Origin of the sequence: Pseudomonas sp. SG-MS2, from assembly GCF_009933855.1 — a bacterium.
Lineage (GTDB): Bacteria > Pseudomonadota > Gammaproteobacteria > Pseudomonadales > Pseudomonadaceae > Aquipseudomonas > Aquipseudomonas putida_E.
Genome location: NZ_MOMO01000244.1, coordinates 30,188 through 45,537, shown reverse-complemented (window position 1 = coordinate 45,537; position 15,350 = coordinate 30,188). Strand labels below are relative to the sequence as shown.

The following is a 15,350-nucleotide window of genomic DNA, read 5'->3' as shown; positions in this document are numbered from 1 at the left end:
CCCCGTTCGACTCGATGAAGGAACGTAGAATGATCGAGACACGTTTGCTCAGGCAGTTCATTGCCGTGGCCGAGGAGCTGCACTTTCACAAGGCAGCCATCCGCCTGCACATGGCACAGCCGCCCCTGAGCCAGGCGATCAACCGACTCGAAGAGAAGCTGGGCTTCAGCCTGTTCCTGCGCAACAAGCGCGGGGTCAAGCTCACTGCCGCAGGCATGGCCTTCCTGGAAACCGCCTACCGTACCCTCAAGGAGCTGGAACAAGGCATCGAATACGCCCGCAATGTGTCCGAGGGCATCTGCGGCAAGCTGACCATCACCGCCATTTCCATCGCTTACTACGAGTCGCTGCTCAATACCCTGAAGAAATTCCGCGAAATCTACCCAAACGTGCGGCTGACCATCCGCGAAATGCCTTCGGCCTCCCAGGCCAAGGCATTGATGGCCGGTGAAGCGGACATCGGTTTCATGCGCAAGCTGCCGATGCCCCCAGACACCATCGAATCGAGATTGCTGCTCAACGAGCAGATCGTCATGGCGCTGCCCGCCAGCCACGCCAAGGTGCATCAACCTGTGGTCGACCTGCGGGATTTTGCCGAAGAGGACTTCGTCTTCACCCCGCAAGCGCTTGGCAGCGGTTACCACAGCCAGTTGATTGCGCTGTGCGAATCGGCAGGCTTCTACCCCAAGGTGGTGCAGGAAGCGGCGCAGATCCATACCCTGATCGGGCTGGTGGCCTGCGGTTTCGGCGTTGCCCTGGTGCCTGAATCGATTGCCTACTCGACGCTGCGCGAGCGCGTGCAGTTTCGCCCTCTGCGGCCTATCAAGGACCAGCCCACGCCGACCATGGGGCTGTACATGAACTGGAACATACAGAACGCCTCCCCAGCCCTGGGCAGTTTCATATCCATGCTCGACCTGGGGGCGCCACGGCGGTTTGTCGATACCATCCAGCAACCGTTGATTCTGGATGGCAGCGACAAGCACGAACTACACCGCTAGGCGGTATTCGCGCAGCCAGGCATCCAGTGCCAGAGCGGTCTCCAGGTTGTTACGGCGCAACTGTGAATTGAAATACCCCTCGGGCTGGCGCAGCTCAGCGCCCAGCCGAACACGGTCGATCACCTGGAACACCGGGCTGCCCGCCTGCGCCAGCAGGTGCCGGGCCCGCTCACGCAGGAACCGTTCATAGGCAAGGTTCGCCGAAGTCGGATAAGGGCTCTTGCGTCGCTGCAGTACGGCCGCTGGCAGGATATCGGCGCAGGCCTGCTTGAGCAGCCACTTCTCCACACCATCCTTGCCCTTGATCGACCACGGCACGTTGTACACGTACTCGACCAGCTCATGGTCGGTGAACGGCACGCGCACTTCCAGGCTGGCGGCCATGCTCAGGCGGTCCTTGCGGTCGAGCAGAATCGGCAGCCAGCGCTGCAGGTGCATGTGGCAGATTTCACGCATGCGCCGCTCTTGCGGGCTGTCGCCCGGCAAGTGCTCGACGCTGTCCAGCGCCTGGTGATAGCAACCGTCCTGGTAACTGGCAAAGTCGCACAGCCTGTTAAAGTCCGGGTTGATCAGCTCGGGCTGCAGCAACTGCATGCGTGAAAGCCACGGGAAACGCGGCGCCGCCAGCGCCTGCGGGTCGCGGAACCAGGCGTAGCCGCCAAACACTTCATCTGCTGCCTCGCCGGAAATGGCCACTGTTGAATGGCGGCCGATGGCCTTGAACAGCAAGTACAACGAGGTGTCCACATCGCCGAAGGTGGCCGCCGAATCGTTGGCCCGGTACACCGCGCTGCGCGCAGGGTCGGCCACCAGTTCGCCGTTGTCGATAAGGATGGTCTGGTGGTGGCTGCCAATGTGTTCGGCAGCTGCCAGCGCGTAGGGCTGATCGCGTTCCGGGCGGAAGGTGTCGCTCTGGAACTGCTCGGCCTGGCCGACGAAATCCACCGAGAACGAATTGACCCTGCCCCCCTGCTCCGCCGTCAGGCGCTGTTGTGCCATGGCCGTGAGGATGGTCGAGTCCAGCCCGCCGGAGAGCAGCGAACAGACCGGCACATCGGCGTGCAACTGCTCGCCCAGCGCTTTGCCGAGTAGCGCTCGGGTGCGCGCCACGGTGTCGGGCAGGTCATCCTGGTGCTCGCGCCGCTGCAACTGCCAGTAGCGGCTGAGTTTGGGGCGCCCGTTTGGGCGCCAGGACAAGCGATGCCCCGGCGGCAGTTCGCTGACCCCACGCAAGGCCGTGCGCGCCGTGCCGCGAGAAAGGCTCAGCGCGTCCACCAGCCCGACCACATCCAGCGCACTGGCGAACTCCGGGTGCGCCAGGATTGCCTTGATTTCCGAACCGAACAGCAGCCCCTGCTGGTGGTGGGCGTAGTACAGCGGCTTGACCCCCAGCCGGTCACGCACCAGCAGGAAGTGGCCGTCGCGCCCGTCGAACACGGCGAAGGCGAACATGCCGCTCAGGTGCTCACAGCACTGTTCGCCCCATTCCAGGTAAGCGTGCAGCACCACTTCGGTGTCGCTGCGGGTATGGAACTGGTGGCCCGCCATGCGCAGGCGCTCACGCAGAGCGTCGTGGTTGTAGACCTCGCCGGTGTAGATCAGCGCGACTTCCTCGCCACTGGCGCAGCGGTAGGTCATCGGCTGTACGCCACCGCTGAGGTCGATGATCGCCAGCCGCCGGTGGCCCAGCAGGGCATTACGATGCTGCCAGCTGCCACTGGCATCCGGCCCGCGCAGTGCCAGCGTATCGGTCATGGCGCCGATAACCTCGCCAGCTTGGGTCAGGTTGCGGGTGTAGTCCACCCAGCCTGTGATTGCGCACATGCTGTGCTCCTTACACCTGAAGACGACGGGTTGGAAGCAGACCGGTCAGGGCCTGCAGGCGCTTGGCGATATCCAGCAACTGCCGCTCGCTGTCACGCCGGCCCATGATCTGCACGGCCAGTGGCGCCTTGCCGTCGGCACTCAGGCAAATCGGAACGGTAATGGCCGGCAGGCCGCTGAAACTGGCCAGCGGGGTGAAGCTGATCTTCTGCTCATAACCTTCGTCTGCGGGCGAAGGGATGGTCGAGTCCCCTGGCTGCGGGTTGCGCCGGTCGAATGGCCGGTTGGGGTCCATGGGGAATACCACGAAATCCACTTGGGCGTTGTCGAACCAGGCGTCGATACCCGAACGGATCTTGTCCATGCGCTGGTGGATGCGCCGGTAGTCAGCGTCGCTGACGCCCTCACCCACTTTCAGGGCGCTGAGTGTCGACCAATGCAGCTCGCAGTCGAAGCGCCGGGCCCAGGCAGCCGAGGCCAGCCACGCATCCCGTGCGCACAGCTGCCAGGCGTCGCCACGGCAGGCCCACAGGTCCGGCATGGCAACCTCAGCGGGCGCCATGCCCAGGCCTGCCAGTGCGCTGCGTGCCTGGCCCAGCATGTCGAGCATGGCCGCACTGGTCAGCGCCGGGTCCAGCGCGTGCTCCAGCATGGCGACCCGATAGTGCTCTTTGAGTGGCTGTTGCTGGCCGAGCAGTGGCTCCAGGCCCAGCAACGGGAACAGTAGGTCGAGGTCATCGGCGCTGCGGGCGACCCAGCCCAGTGCGTCCATGCGCGGTGATAACGGAAACACCCCGGCCAGGCTCTCGGCCTTCTGGGTCATGCGCAGACCGACCATGCCGCAGTGCGAGGCAGGCCAGCGCACCGAGCCGAGCACATCGGTGCCCAACGAGATATCGCACAGCCCCGCTGCCACCGACACCGCCGAACCTGTGCTGGAGCCAGACGGATCGATGGTCGGGAAATGTGGGTTACGACAGCCGGCGCCAAAGGCAATGTTCAGCTCGGTAGTGGCGACCTTGCAGGTCAGCGCGATGCGCGGGTCAAGGAAGGCCAGCGCCTCGGCGCTGCGCTGCGGGTAGTGGCGGTAGCTGCGCAGGCCCAGACGGGTCGGCAAACCTTGCACGTCGACAGTGTCCTTCACGCCCAGGCGGTACCACGGTGCCTCGACCTCACGGGTGCTGGTCAGGCAACGGTAGTGGCTGTCGGCATGCACGGACCATTGTGCGTACTGCGCTGCCCAGTCCGCTGCCAGGGCGGGGCTGCGCTGCAGCAGTTCATGGCGTTTGCGCAGGCTCAGACCGAGGTATTCGGGCTGCACACGGCCGTGGGTGGCGTTAGCGCCGCAGTTGCTGAGGTAATGGGCGATGGCATCTTGAGTGTCAACGTGGTTCATGGGTGTATTCCTTGACAGAAGTGGAAGCCGCCCACGGCAGAGGCTTGCCGGTGGCGGATAAAGGCAGCTCGGTGACACGGCGTACTGCAACCGGCCATGGATGGCCCGGCGATAGTTGGCGCAATGCCTCCAGTACCACGTGCTCGGTGAGGGTGTCGCAGCTGTACAACACCTCGAACGCTTCGCCGCGCAGCGCATCGGCCACAGCAACGCAGGCCAGCGCCGGGCAATCCAGGCGCTGAGCAAGGTCACTGGCCAGACGGGCCAGGTCGACGCGCAGCCCATTGACCTTGATCAGGCTGCTGGCCCTGCCCAGCCACTGGAAGCGCTGTGCGTCCAGCGCCAGTACCTGGTCATCGCAGCAATGCGTGGCTGCGGCGTGCGCCTGGCACGGCTGGCGGGCGATGCGCGGGCTGGCCACGTTCAGCGCACAGGGCTGGCCCGGGGGGCTGAGCAGTGTCACATCGCTCAGCAGCGTCCAGGGCTGCTCTGCATCACTGTGCGCATCCAGCTCGCGGTAAGCCATGGCGCCGGTTTCGGTGGAACCGAGCAGTTCGACGAAACGCACCTGTGGCCCGGCATGGCGCTGCACCGTGGCCAGAGCCCCCGGCGGCAGCAACGAGGCGCTGTGCACCACCAGTACCGCACGCTGGGCGCTCAGCCGGGCCAGCAGCGCCGGCAGCACGCGCCAGGTACTGGCAATGGCGAGAATCACGCACGGCCCGTCGCCATCGAGCGCTGGCAGGCGCTGCTGCTCCAGCGAACAAGGGTGCAGCTGCGCGTTCAAAACCCGCGCACCGACCTGGCCAAGGATCATGCCGTAGCTGTGGCTGACTGGCGCAAACGAGAATATCTCCCGTGCATCGGGCGCCCAACGGCCGAGAATCAGCGTTGCCTCGCGCTCCATCTGCACCTGGCTGCGCAGCCATTGCCGGGGCGCACCGGTTGAGCCGGAGGTGGTAAACAGATGCTCGGCGCTCACTCGGTGGCCTGCAGGGTCAGTTGGTCTTCCAGTTTTTGCCGGACGAATTGCTCCATCTTTTCCAGGGTTTCGAACCAGAAGCGCACATCATCGCTGAGGTAGTCCACTTCGATGTCGAAGCAGCCCTCGATGGCGGTGATCACTTCCACAGCCATGAGGCTGTCGAAGCGTTCGCCGAGAAAGTCACGAAAACTGTCGCGTTTATCGATGGCGTCGACGTGCTCGCCAAGCAGCTGGCCGAGGGTGTGGCGGATACGCTGTTCAATGCTGAGGTCGTTCACGAGCCGGTCTTTCCTTGTTGATGGGCAGCGTTGGTCAATTCCGCTCCGGCACTGAAGAACACGTGCTCGGGCAGGATCGGGTCGAAGTGCAGGTAGATGAAGGCATTCGGGTAATGCGTGCGCAGGCAGCCGTGCAGGCCTTCAGCCAGCGCCTGGTGAGCCTGCCGGTCGCGGGCCTGTGACAGGGTGATGCGCACATGGAACTGCGCCGGTGCACCGTCGCGGTCGGCAACGGGCATCGGCATGCCGGCGCTGAACACACTGGCCTCAGGTAACGGGTTGAAGAACACCATGCAATGGGCGGTGTCGGCGCCCAGTTGCTTGAGCTGGCGGGTAAAGGCCAGCGCCAGGCGCTTGCGCTCCAGCGCTTGCAGCGGTGCACAGCAAACAGTGAGGGTGGGCATGGCGGCTCCTTACGACAGCTGCAAGCTGGGCAGTTGCTGGCGCTGGCCTTGGGCGAAGGCGTCAAGCAGGCGGCCCAGGCAGGTGGACAGCGCATCGACCCCTTGCAGGAACAAAGGCGACCAGGCATGGCCGGCAGCGCCGCGCACCTTGTCGAGGAAAAAGCGCAGGTGGGCAAGGTCCACCGGCAGGCCCAGGTCGGCAGCCAGTGCCACGGCCTGGTAGGTGCTGAGCAGGTCAGGAATGCGCTGCCCCTGGTTGGCGAAGCCGCCCTGGCGCACTTTGTGCGCAGCCAGTAACCGGGCGGCAGCCTCAGTGACGTCGTTGCCGATATGGGCCAGGCAGGCCAGTGCCTGCAAACCGGCGCGCAGTGACACTTCGCCACGGGGGAACGATGCGTAGCCATGGGCCTGCCGGCAGCTGACGACATAGCGTTCGATGGCCGCGAGGTCTACGCCGCTGTCATCGCCCAATTGCCGCAAGATCGACACGGCCGATGCGGTGGACACCATGTCCGAGCCGCGCCCCTCCCAGAAACCGAAGCCGCCGTCAGGGTTCTGCAGCGAGGCCAGCCAGCGGCCGATCGCCTGGCGGGGCCCTGGCTGGCCAGCGAAGGCACCTGCTGCAAGGCCCCAATTGGTACAACGCACCTCGGCACCACGGCCTGGCATGTACATGATCCCAGGCTCGTTGGGCATCTGGCAGCCTTCGATCCAGCGCAGGGCCGCATCGCGCGGCTGCTGCGCCAGGCTATCGCCCAGCACGGCAGCCGCGGTGGTCAGCACGTCGGCGGCGGTATCGGCCCGGCGATACGAATAGCCGCCCTGGGGCATCGACAACGTGGCGATGAACGCTGCCACGCCATCGGCCAGGTGCGCCACCGGCTCTCCCAGTGCTTTTAGCGAACCCAGTGCGCAGAACGCCGCCCAGACATCCTCACCGTCATAACCCGCCCAGCGCACGAAGGCACCGGTCGGGCCGCGCAAGGCATCGATCCATTCAGCGCAGCGCTTACGGCCCAGCGGTTGCGCCTGCAATGCCGCAAGGCTGGCGGTGGCGCGATAGGTCGCCCACAGGCACGGCACAGCCGCCGCTTCGCTGAAGCGGAAGCCACCGCAATCCATCTGCTGTGCCTGCAGCCAGCCGATCAGGCGTGGCAGGTGCCATTGCGGCGCCGGCAAGCCCTGGCGCGCCAGCGCTCGCGCAGCCATCACGCCGTAGAAGCAGGCACGGGTGTCGGCCAGGTTGCGTCGGGCGAAATCCGCCGACCAGCTCAGGCCACCATTGGCACACTGCAACCCCTCGAGCCAGGCATACAGGGGCTCGGTGTCCCGCACCTGGCCATGGCACACTTCGATCAAGGTGCACAGCGCATAGTGGCTGGCCCACACGTCCGCCGTCTGGCCCGGGCACATGGCATAGGCGTCGCCATCGAACAGCGTAGCGATCCAGGCCGCTGTTTCGTCGCACTGTTCAACGCCAACGCCCAGGTCGTGCAGGGTTTCGGTGCAATAAAACGTGGCCCAGGCGTCGGAGGGCATCCCCTTGCTCCAGGCAAAGCCGCCATCGCGGTTGCGCCGAGACAGGATGTAGGCCTGTAATACCGGTACATCAACCTGCTCAAGGCGCCCAACCCAGGCCAGGCTGCGTATGGCCGCATAGGTGCACCACAAGTCCGGTTGGCCGTTGCCCAGGCCCTGCCCCAGAGGGAATCGTGGCGGCGTCATTGCTGGCCACCGACAAAGCGCAGGTTGGTCTTCTTCCAGCTCTTTTGCGACCCGCCACTCTTGTTCAGCGCCGACAGGTTGTTGACGAACAGTACGCGGCTCCAGCGCAGCCCCATGTGCTGCTCGCAGCGCTCCAGCAAATGCGCTTGCAGGCGCGCTTCCTGGCTGCTGTCCCAGACGACGTCACGCTCGAGGATAAGCGCGGCGCTGTCGGCCTGGCGGTCCACTTCGATGACATAACCTGTGGCATCGCAACTGCCGTAGACCACCTCCTCGACCGCGCGGATCTCAAGGCCTACGCCAGCCACGCGGACGCTATCGCTGTCACGCCCGTTGATCAGCAAGGCCGGGCTGACCTGGCCTGGCTGCCAAGGCGAGGTGATGGTCACGCTGTCACCGGTGTCCAGACGCAACAGCGGGCGTGCATACAGGTTGAGCGGCGTAACGACGAGGCGGCCCGTGAGCCCCTCGGCCGGGGTGACCAGCTTGCCGTCGGGCAACAGCAGTTCGAAATAGTTGGTGGCAGTGGCCAGGCGCATCTGCAGGTCCTGGCCCACTGCGGCCAACGTGCCGGTTTCGGTACTGCCGTAGCTGGCATCGAAAACATCGCATTGCCACCAGCGCGCCAGGCGTTCGCGCAACGGCTGGGTGTTGACCTCGCCAAGCAGCATGATCGAGCGCACCGACTCGGCGAAGCTGTGCAGCAATTCGCGCTGTTTCAGGTAGCGGGTCAGTTGCACCAGCACACCGGGGGCAATGAACAGGACCGTAGGCCGATACGTGTCGAAGGTGTTGCACACCCGCTCCCAGTCGGTAATACCGGTGGTGAAGGGATAGAGGCGCACGTGGGAAACGTCCAGGTACTCGCAGACGTTGGCGATCAGGTCACCTACCGGCACGATGTCCGATGGCATCAGGTTGGCCACCCGCGAACCCGAGCGCAGCACTGCCCGCCAATGGCTGGCGACACTGACAGCATTCCAGATGATGTCTTCTTTCAAACGCGGGGTCGGGGTCGGCTCGCCAGTCGTGCCGGTGGTGGCGTAATACTTGGCCGCCTCGCCCAGTTCCACCGTGCAGAACTCGAGTGGCTGGCCTTTGAGCAATGCCTTGGCGGTTACAGGCAACTGCTGGAAGGCCGGGAAACTGTAAGGACCTATGTTTGCGTAATGGGCACTGTGTTGTGCTCGCGTCCAAATTGCTTGCAACTTGCGTTCATAAAATGCGGCGTCGGGGACATGCCCCGCCTGCAGCTGAAGCTCGCGTTCCGCGGCCTTCAGCACGCCGTAATCCTGGTCGCTGTGAACTAACATCGACTCGCCCTCTCGAATAAACAGCGCAGAGAATTGGCGAGCGTCCGGCTCAAGTAAAATACTTATTTGAAACCGCCGGTGATAGTCACGAGGTATTATTCTGCAACTTCAGCGGGTAAAAACTGATCAGCAAGTGCGATTTTTCCGAGCGCTATTCATTCCTCGCGCCGTGGATCCGGTGGGATATCAGACAAAGATGTTTTGGGTATTTCCGGGGCATGCCACGGGCTTTTTTCAGCAACCTTGAGACCGAGCGCCGCACACGCGGCGCATCGCCATGGGTTTGCCGCAGACGCTTCAGCGCCCGTTGGCGCAACGCCATACCCGCGCAATATCACTGGCCCGGGCCCGCAACAAGTGCGCGGCATCGGCGCAGGCCTGCTCCAGGGTCATCGGCCCGCTGGCCAGGGCGAATGCCGCATCGATACCGTGCGCATACAGCTGCTGATAGCCTTCACCCAAGGTGCCCGCCAGCACCACCACCGGCACCCCATGGCGCTTGGCGACACGCGCCACCCCCATCGGCGTCTTGCCCCGCAGGGTCTGGGCATCGAAGCGGCCCTCACCGGTAATCACAAGGTCGGCACCTTTCACCAACGCATCGAGGCCGGCCAACTCCGCCACCACTTCCACGCCCGGGCGGAACTGCGCCCCCATGAAGGCTTTGGCCGCGAACCCCATGCCGCCGGCCGCACCACACCCTGGCTGTTCCCGAACATCTTGGCCCAGCACCTGCGCACAATGGTCGGCAAAGTGGCCCAGCGCTTTGTCCAGGGCCTGGACCTGCTCGGGGCTGGCACCCTTTTGTGGCCCGAAGATCGCCGAAGCACCATTGGGCCCACACAGGGGATTGTCGACGTCGGCCGCCACTTCGACCTGAACCTGCGCCAGGCGCGGGTCAAGGCCGCTGGCATCGATACGTGCCAGCCCGGCCAGGGCCAGGCCGCCCTCTTCCAGTGGCTGGCCATCGGCGGCCAGCAAACGCAGGCCAAGGGCACGCAGCATGCCGCTGCCGCCATCGTTGGTAGCACTGCCGCCGATTGCCAGGACGATGCGCTGTGCCCCTGCGCTGAGCGCGGCGTCGATCAGTTCGCCGGTGCCCCAGGTGCTGCTGCGGCAGGCATCACGCTGCGCACTTGGCACCAGTTGGATACCACTGGCCTGGGCCATCTCGATGATCGCTGTGCGGCTTTCGGCCAGCCAGCCCCAACCGGCCTGCACCCACTGGCCGAGCGGCCCGCGAACGGTCTGCCGGCGCAGTTCGCCGTGGCTGGCAGCGACAATCGCCTGCATGGTGCCTTCGCCACCATCGGCCATGGGGCACTCGAGCAGCTCAGCGGTCGGCAGCGCCTCTGCCAGGCCGGCGGCGATGGCACGGGCGACACCGGCAGCATCAAGGCTGTCCTTGAACGAATCGGGGGCGATGACGATTTTCATGGGGATTCTCCTGTCCAGATGGCCGCATGCTGACAGTTGTCCGGCGTCGGGGCCTCGGTCGGATGCACAAACCGGCCGACAGGTTGTTTGGGCAAATGCCTTTTTGCCCAGGTCAATCCGCTGGCAACAGCTGCAACCCCAGATACAGGCTCAACATGCCCTCCAGGCGCAACGGGTCGACCTCGCCCAGCTCGGCAATGCGCTCCAGGCGGTAGCGCAGGCTGTTGCGGTGAATACCCAGGGCATCGGCGCAGGCCTGGCTCTGGCCATCATGCGCGCACCAGGCACGCAGGGTGGCGAGCAACTGCCCGCTGGCATCCTTGGCACGCACGCGGTGCAGCGGCTCAAGCAGCTCATCCAGCGCATCTTCATTGCGGTGGCGCCACAACAACGCGGGCAGACGGTAACGCGCAAGGCTCAACAACTGCTCGCCTGGCAACACTTCGCGGCCATAGGCGAGCAGGTCACGAACCCGCCGGTAACCGCGGCGCAACTGCTCAAGGCTCTGCGCCGGGCTACCCAGCGCCATGCGCTGGATCTGCCAGCCGCTGCGCTGCACGCGCTCGAGCAGGCGCTCCTCATCCAGCACCACCCCGGCCGGGCGGCACCACAGCAAGGAATCGCGTGCCGGGCTCACGCACCAACTGTCCGGGTAACGGCTCATCAACCAGCCAGCCAAGGCCTCGGCCGCCGGGCCGGCACGCAGTTCGAACAAACACGGCACCCGTGGCAACTGCGGCTTCAGGCCCAGTTGCTGCGCTTCGTCCAGCAGCCGCGGCGAGTCGCCCGTACCACCGAGCAGCAACGCCAGCAGGTCATCACAACGCTGGCGCCGCCATTGCTGTTCAACCTGCAAATGGCGCTGGGCCAGCAGCATTTCAGCGGTCATGCGCACCAGTTCGCCGTAGGTGCGCAGTTGCTGCGGGTCACCCGTCAGCCCCAGCACGCCGATCAGCCGCCCATCGAGCATCAGCGGCAGGTTGACCCCCGGCTGCACGCCTTTGAGGCACTTGGCGGCGTCTGCATCCAGCTCGACGATCCGGCCATTGGCCAATACCAGCTGCGCACCTTCGTGGCGGGTGTTGATGCGCCCTGGCTCACCACTGCCCAGGATCAGCCCCTGGCTGTCCATGACATTGACATTGCACGGCAGAATGGCCATTGCCCGATCGACAATATCCTGCGCCAGGTCATGGTCCAGTTCGAACATTCGGTGGTCCTTGAGGGTATTGGGTTGGTCGCGAGCAGGCGCGACACAGGCGACCTTGGCGCAAGAAGCCCGATCATGGCACACGGCTCTATCGCTGACCAAGGCCGAACACGCCCCTCATGAAGCATGGCGCTCCTTCCGGCCGTCAGATCACTGCATCACCCTGTCATCCCAGGCGTCAAATGGTTCCAAGGCCCCCTTTGGAGAATATTCATGACTCAGCACGCCGTGGCTCGCCTCGAGCAACTCGACCCCAAGCGCCCCCTTCGCGTACAAGCCGGCAGCGAAGAAGTGATCCTGATTCGCAGCGCCGGGCAGGTACGCGCCTATCAGGCCAATTGCCCGCACGCCGGAGCGCCGCTGGAAGAGGGCGTGGTATGCAACGGCCTGCTGGTCTGCCCCTGGCACAAGGCCGCTTTCGCCGTTGACGAAGGCGTGGTCTGCGAGCCGCCGGCCCTGGCAGACCTGCGCCGTTACCGCGCATGGGTCAAGGATGGCGAAATCTGGGTCGATGACCAGCCTCTGCCGCACCCCGAGCCACCGCGTCACAGCGATGCGCGCTGCTTCGTCGTCATCGGCGCCGGTGCCGCAGGCTCGGCGGCGGTTGCCACGCTGCTGGCCCATGGGTTCGGCGGTCGCCTGGTGTGGCTCGACCAGGAGCGGCAACCGGCGTATGACCGTACTGCGCTGAGCAAATTCGTGATTGCCGGCGAAATGCCGCCTGACGAAGTGCCAGCGCTGCTTGACGCTGACCAGTTGCGCACAGGCCAACTGGAACGGCGCTCGGGCAAGGTGCGCCTGCTGGATGCCAAAAAGCGCCAGATCACCCTCGCCGACGGCCAGCGTATCGATTATGACGCAGCCTTATTGGCCACTGGCGGCAAGCCGCAACGCCCTGACCTGCCCGGTGCAAGCCTGGCAGGCATCGTGACGCTGCGCTCGCGCGAAGATGCGGCGCGCCTGCTCGATGCCGCCGAACCCGGCCAGCCCGTGGTGATCGTCGGTGACGGGTTCATCGGCCTGGAGGCCGCATCGGCATTGCACACGTACGGCGCACAGGTCCACGTGGTGACCCGCCACGAGGTTCCGTTACGCATGCAGTTGGGTGAACGCATTGGCCGCTCGATTCGTGCGCTGCATGAGCGCGAGGGCGTGATGTTCCATGGCCCGACCGACGTCGAGCGGTTCATCGGTGCGCAACACGTCGAAGCCGTGCTGCTGAGCAATGGCGATAAGATCGAAACATCACTGGTCTTGCTCGGCACCGGCGTCACGCCGGCCACTGCCTTCGTGCAGGGCGTGCAATTGGCCGAGGACCACTCCATAGCGGTCGACGCCGAGCTGCAGGCCGCCGACCGGCTGTGGGCGGCCGGTGATATCGCGACCTTCCCCCTCACCGGCCGCCCGGTGCGCATCGAGCACTGGCGCCTGGCCCAGCAACACGGTGTCATAGCTGCCGCCAACATGCTGGGCGAGCAACGCCGGTATGAAGACGTGCCGTTCTTCTGGACTTATCAGCATGGGCGTACCTATGAAGTACTGGGGCATGCGCGCGACTGGGACCGCATCGAGTTTGTCGGGGCGCCGGAGCAAGGCGATTTCATTGCCTTGCAATGTGCAGGTGAGCGGGTGGAGGCTGTGATCGCCAAAGGCTATTCGGATGCCATGGCGCAGTTGTCGCAGCGTATGAAGCGGTCACTGAGCCTGGCTCAGGCGCTTGAGTTGATCGGCTGAACGCATTCACCCCGCACCAGGCCGGCTGCCGATCATGCAAAAATCAGCTATGGTTTTCCCCACCTCAAATAACAAGAATTTCGTGGAGCGCCCATGGCCGCGCACACCGCCTCACCCCATGCCAGTGAGCTGGCCGCATTCGTCGATTGCCATTTCGCCGAACGTGGCCTGATGCCCGAGCCTGTGATCGCCGAATCCTGGTACCGCAGCATCAACCAGCATCACCTGGACCCTGAACTGCGCCACGTCGACAATATCCTCAGCGCCGCCGAAATCCGCCAGCACCAGGCCCAGCATGAGGCCTACCTGGCCATCGCCAGCCAGGGTGTCAGCGGCCTGGCGCGGCGCGTTGTGGATGCAGGCTTCGCCGTGCTGCTCAGTGACGCCGAGGGTATTACCCTCGATTCCCGCTTGCCGGCCGACCCGCAACGCTATACCCGTTCCGGGCTGATCGTTGGCGCGCGCTGGGACGAGTCGGTGGCCGGCACCAACGGCATCGGCACCGCTCTGGCTAGCCGGCAGGCCCTGACCATCCACCGTCAGGAGCACTTCCTGGCAGCCAACGCCCGCCTGAGCTGCTCGGTGTCGCCGATCTTCGATGCCCACAATCAACTGCTCGGTTGCCTGAATGCCACCTGCCTGTACAACGACGGTCCCAAGCAAGCACAGCACCTGACCTTGCAGTTGGTGACCCTGTACGCACGGCTGATCGAGAACAGCCATTTTCGCGAGCGCTTTCGCGACCGCCTGACCCTGGCGCTGAAACCGCGTGACGAGTTCTCGGACCTGGCGGCCGAGCAGTTGCTTGCGCTGGATGAAGGTGGCCGGGTGATCGGTGCCAATCGGGCGGCCTTCCTTGCGCACAGCGGCAAGTTGCTGGGGGCGCCTGTCGAGCAACTGCTGCACGCCGATATCGACCAACTGCTCGACCTCACCCGTGGCGGCGCCCGCGGTACCCAGTTGCGCGCCCATGCTCAAGCGCTTTTGCTGGACGTCGGCCTGCGCGTCCCCGCCGGCTATCGCCCGCTGCCGGCTGTACCGCCGATGCCCGCACGGGCTCGCCACCCCGGCCTCGAACAATTGGCAGGCCAGGACGCGCAACTGCAACAGGGCGTGCGTCGGCTACGCAAGGTGCTGGACAAGGACATCGCCATCCTCCTCGACGGCGAAACCGGTACCGGCAAGGAAGCTTTCGCCCGCGCCCTGCACCAGGCCAGCCAGCGCCATGCCAAGCCGTTCGTGGCGCTCAATTGCGCAGCGATACCCGAGTCTTTGATCGAAAGCGAACTGTTCGGCTACCGCGCCGGCAGTTTCACGGGTGCCAGCCGCAAAGGCATGAAGGGCAAGCTGGAGCACGCCAATGGCGGCACGCTGTTTCTCGATGAAATCGGTGATATGCCTGCACACCTGCAAACGCGCCTGCTACGGGTGCTGGCCGAACGTGAACTGGTGCCACTGGGTGCAGAAACGCCAGTGGCGCTTGATATCCAGGTGATATCGGCGACGCACCAGGACCTGCAGGCCATGATTGGCGAAAAGCGTTTTCGCGAAGACCTTTACTATCGCCTGTGCGGGATGCGCATGAGGTTACCGGCCCTGCGTGAGCGCAGCGACCGCCGCGAGCTGATCGATGCGCTGCTCTCTGGCTTGTCGGCCGGGTCGGGGTTGCGTTTGAGCGCCGAGGCGCATCGTTGCCTGCTGGGCCATGCGTGGCCGGGGAATGTGCGCCAACTGCTCAACGCCCTGCGCCAGGCGGTAGCGCTGGCCGAGGGCGGTGTGATCGAACTGGCCGACTTGCCCCAGGAGTTGCTGGACGGTGCAGCGCCTGCACAGCCTGCAGCGCTCGAGCAACAGGTGGAAGACCTTCAGGCGCGGCATTTGCTGGAGGTCTTGAAGCGTGAGCACTGGAACATGAGCGCAGCGGCGCAGGCGTTGGGCATTTCGCGCTCGACGCTGTACCGCAAGATGAAGCGGTACGCGATCGTGCAGCCAAACCTGTTGGGGTGACCGGTGCGCCCCTATCGCCGGCAGGCCGGTGCCATG

General features: G+C 64.9%; 12 protein-coding genes. 3 read left to right on the top strand and 9 right to left on the bottom strand.

The window, feature by feature from the left end; translation table 11 throughout:
* Positions 1-29 precede the first annotated feature (29 nt).
* On the top strand, positions 30-1,001 hold the full coding sequence (locus tag BLX42_RS23030) for a LysR family transcriptional regulator (RefSeq protein WP_046786177.1): 972 nt from the start codon (positions 30-32) through the stop codon (positions 999-1,001).
* On the opposite strand, the gene asnB is transcribed toward BLX42_RS23030, so the two are convergent.
* The 9 genes from asnB to BLX42_RS22985 form a co-directional block, all read right to left on the bottom strand.
* Positions 990-2,825, bottom strand: coding sequence for an asparagine synthase (glutamine-hydrolyzing) (asnB, locus tag BLX42_RS23025; protein WP_161872738.1), 1,836 nt, complete (start codon positions 2,823-2,825; stop codon positions 990-992). The two genes, BLX42_RS23030 and asnB, sit on opposite strands and share 12 nt — an antisense overlap.
* A gap of 10 nt (positions 2,826-2,835) precedes the next feature.
* Positions 2,836-4,221 carry an amidase gene (locus tag BLX42_RS23020; protein ID WP_161872737.1) on the bottom strand — a complete coding sequence of 462 codons (1,386 nt, stop codon included), beginning with the start codon at positions 4,219-4,221 and terminating at the stop codon, positions 2,836-2,838.
* Complete coding sequence (locus tag BLX42_RS23015; protein WP_161872736.1) at positions 4,208-5,203, bottom strand: long-chain fatty acid--CoA ligase; 996 nt, start codon at positions 5,201-5,203, stop codon at positions 4,208-4,210. The genes BLX42_RS23020 and BLX42_RS23015 overlap by 14 nt, the downstream gene beginning before the upstream one ends.
* On the bottom strand, positions 5,200-5,484 hold the full coding sequence (locus BLX42_RS23010; RefSeq protein WP_119687048.1) for an acyl carrier protein: 285 nt from the start codon (positions 5,482-5,484) through the stop codon (positions 5,200-5,202). Before BLX42_RS23010 ends, BLX42_RS23015 begins: the two co-directional genes overlap by 4 nt.
* Positions 5,481-5,888, bottom strand: coding sequence for a hypothetical protein (locus tag BLX42_RS23005; RefSeq protein ID WP_046786173.1), 408 nt, complete (start codon positions 5,886-5,888; stop codon positions 5,481-5,483). The genes BLX42_RS23010 and BLX42_RS23005 overlap by 4 nt, the downstream gene beginning before the upstream one ends.
* 9 nt (positions 5,889-5,897) lie before the next feature.
* Positions 5,898-7,613: a prenyltransferase/squalene oxidase repeat-containing protein gene (locus BLX42_RS23000; RefSeq protein ID WP_161872735.1), complete on the bottom strand. Its 1,716-nt coding sequence runs from the start codon at positions 7,611-7,613 to the stop codon at positions 5,898-5,900.
* Entirely contained in the window at positions 7,610-8,926 is a 1,317-nt protein-coding gene (locus tag BLX42_RS22995; protein WP_161872734.1) for an AMP-binding protein, read from the bottom strand. Before BLX42_RS22995 ends, BLX42_RS23000 begins: the two co-directional genes overlap by 4 nt.
* A gap of 297 nt (positions 8,927-9,223) precedes the next feature.
* Positions 9,224-10,363 (bottom strand): glycerate kinase, encoded by a 1,140-nt coding sequence (locus BLX42_RS22990; RefSeq protein WP_161872733.1) that lies wholly within the window; start codon positions 10,361-10,363, stop codon positions 9,224-9,226.
* Between the two features lie 112 nt (positions 10,364-10,475).
* Positions 10,476-11,573 (bottom strand): sugar diacid recognition domain-containing protein, encoded by a 1,098-nt coding sequence (locus tag BLX42_RS22985; RefSeq protein ID WP_161872732.1) that lies wholly within the window; start codon positions 11,571-11,573, stop codon positions 10,476-10,478.
* A gap of 213 nt (positions 11,574-11,786) precedes the next feature.
* Here BLX42_RS22985 and BLX42_RS22980 point away from each other — a divergent pair, with 213 nt between their 5' ends.
* Positions 11,787-13,307 carry an apoptosis inducing factor family protein gene (locus tag BLX42_RS22980; RefSeq protein ID WP_119687053.1) on the top strand — a complete coding sequence of 507 codons (1,521 nt, stop codon included), beginning with the start codon at positions 11,787-11,789 and terminating at the stop codon, positions 13,305-13,307.
* Positions 13,308-13,400: 93 nt separating this feature from the next.
* Positions 13,401-15,314 (top strand): sigma-54-dependent Fis family transcriptional regulator, encoded by a 1,914-nt coding sequence (locus BLX42_RS22975; protein WP_161872731.1) that lies wholly within the window; start codon positions 13,401-13,403, stop codon positions 15,312-15,314.
* The last annotated feature ends 36 nt before the right edge of the window (positions 15,315-15,350 follow it).

What these genes read in the sequence shown, in the direction of transcription:
- BLX42_RS23020 (WP_161872737.1), bottom strand. Translation starts at nt 4,221, where the DNA reads ATGAACCACGTTGACACTCAAGATGCCATCGCCCATTACCTCAGCAAC.
- BLX42_RS23000 (WP_161872735.1), bottom strand. Translation starts at nt 7,613, where the DNA reads ATGACGCCGCCACGATTCCCTCTGGGGCAGGGCCTGGGCAACGGCCAA.
- BLX42_RS22995 (WP_161872734.1), bottom strand. Translation starts at nt 8,926, where the DNA reads ATGTTAGTTCACAGCGACCAGGATTACGGCGTGCTGAAGGCCGCGGAA.
- BLX42_RS22975 (WP_161872731.1), top strand. Translation starts at nt 13,401, where the DNA reads ATGGCCGCGCACACCGCCTCACCCCATGCCAGTGAGCTGGCCGCATTC.
- BLX42_RS22985 (WP_161872732.1), bottom strand. Translation starts at nt 11,573, where the DNA reads ATGTTCGAACTGGACCATGACCTGGCGCAGGATATTGTCGATCGGGCA.
- asnB (WP_161872738.1), bottom strand. Translation starts at nt 2,825, where the DNA reads ATGTGCGCAATCACAGGCTGGGTGGACTACACCCGCAACCTGACCCAA.
- BLX42_RS22980 (WP_119687053.1), top strand. Translation starts at nt 11,787, where the DNA reads ATGACTCAGCACGCCGTGGCTCGCCTCGAGCAACTCGACCCCAAGCGC.
- BLX42_RS23005 (WP_046786173.1), bottom strand. Translation starts at nt 5,888, where the DNA reads ATGCCCACCCTCACTGTTTGCTGTGCACCGCTGCAAGCGCTGGAGCGC.
- BLX42_RS22990 (WP_161872733.1), bottom strand. Translation starts at nt 10,363, where the DNA reads ATGAAAATCGTCATCGCCCCCGATTCGTTCAAGGACAGCCTTGATGCT.
- BLX42_RS23030 (WP_046786177.1), top strand. Translation starts at nt 30, where the DNA reads ATGATCGAGACACGTTTGCTCAGGCAGTTCATTGCCGTGGCCGAGGAG.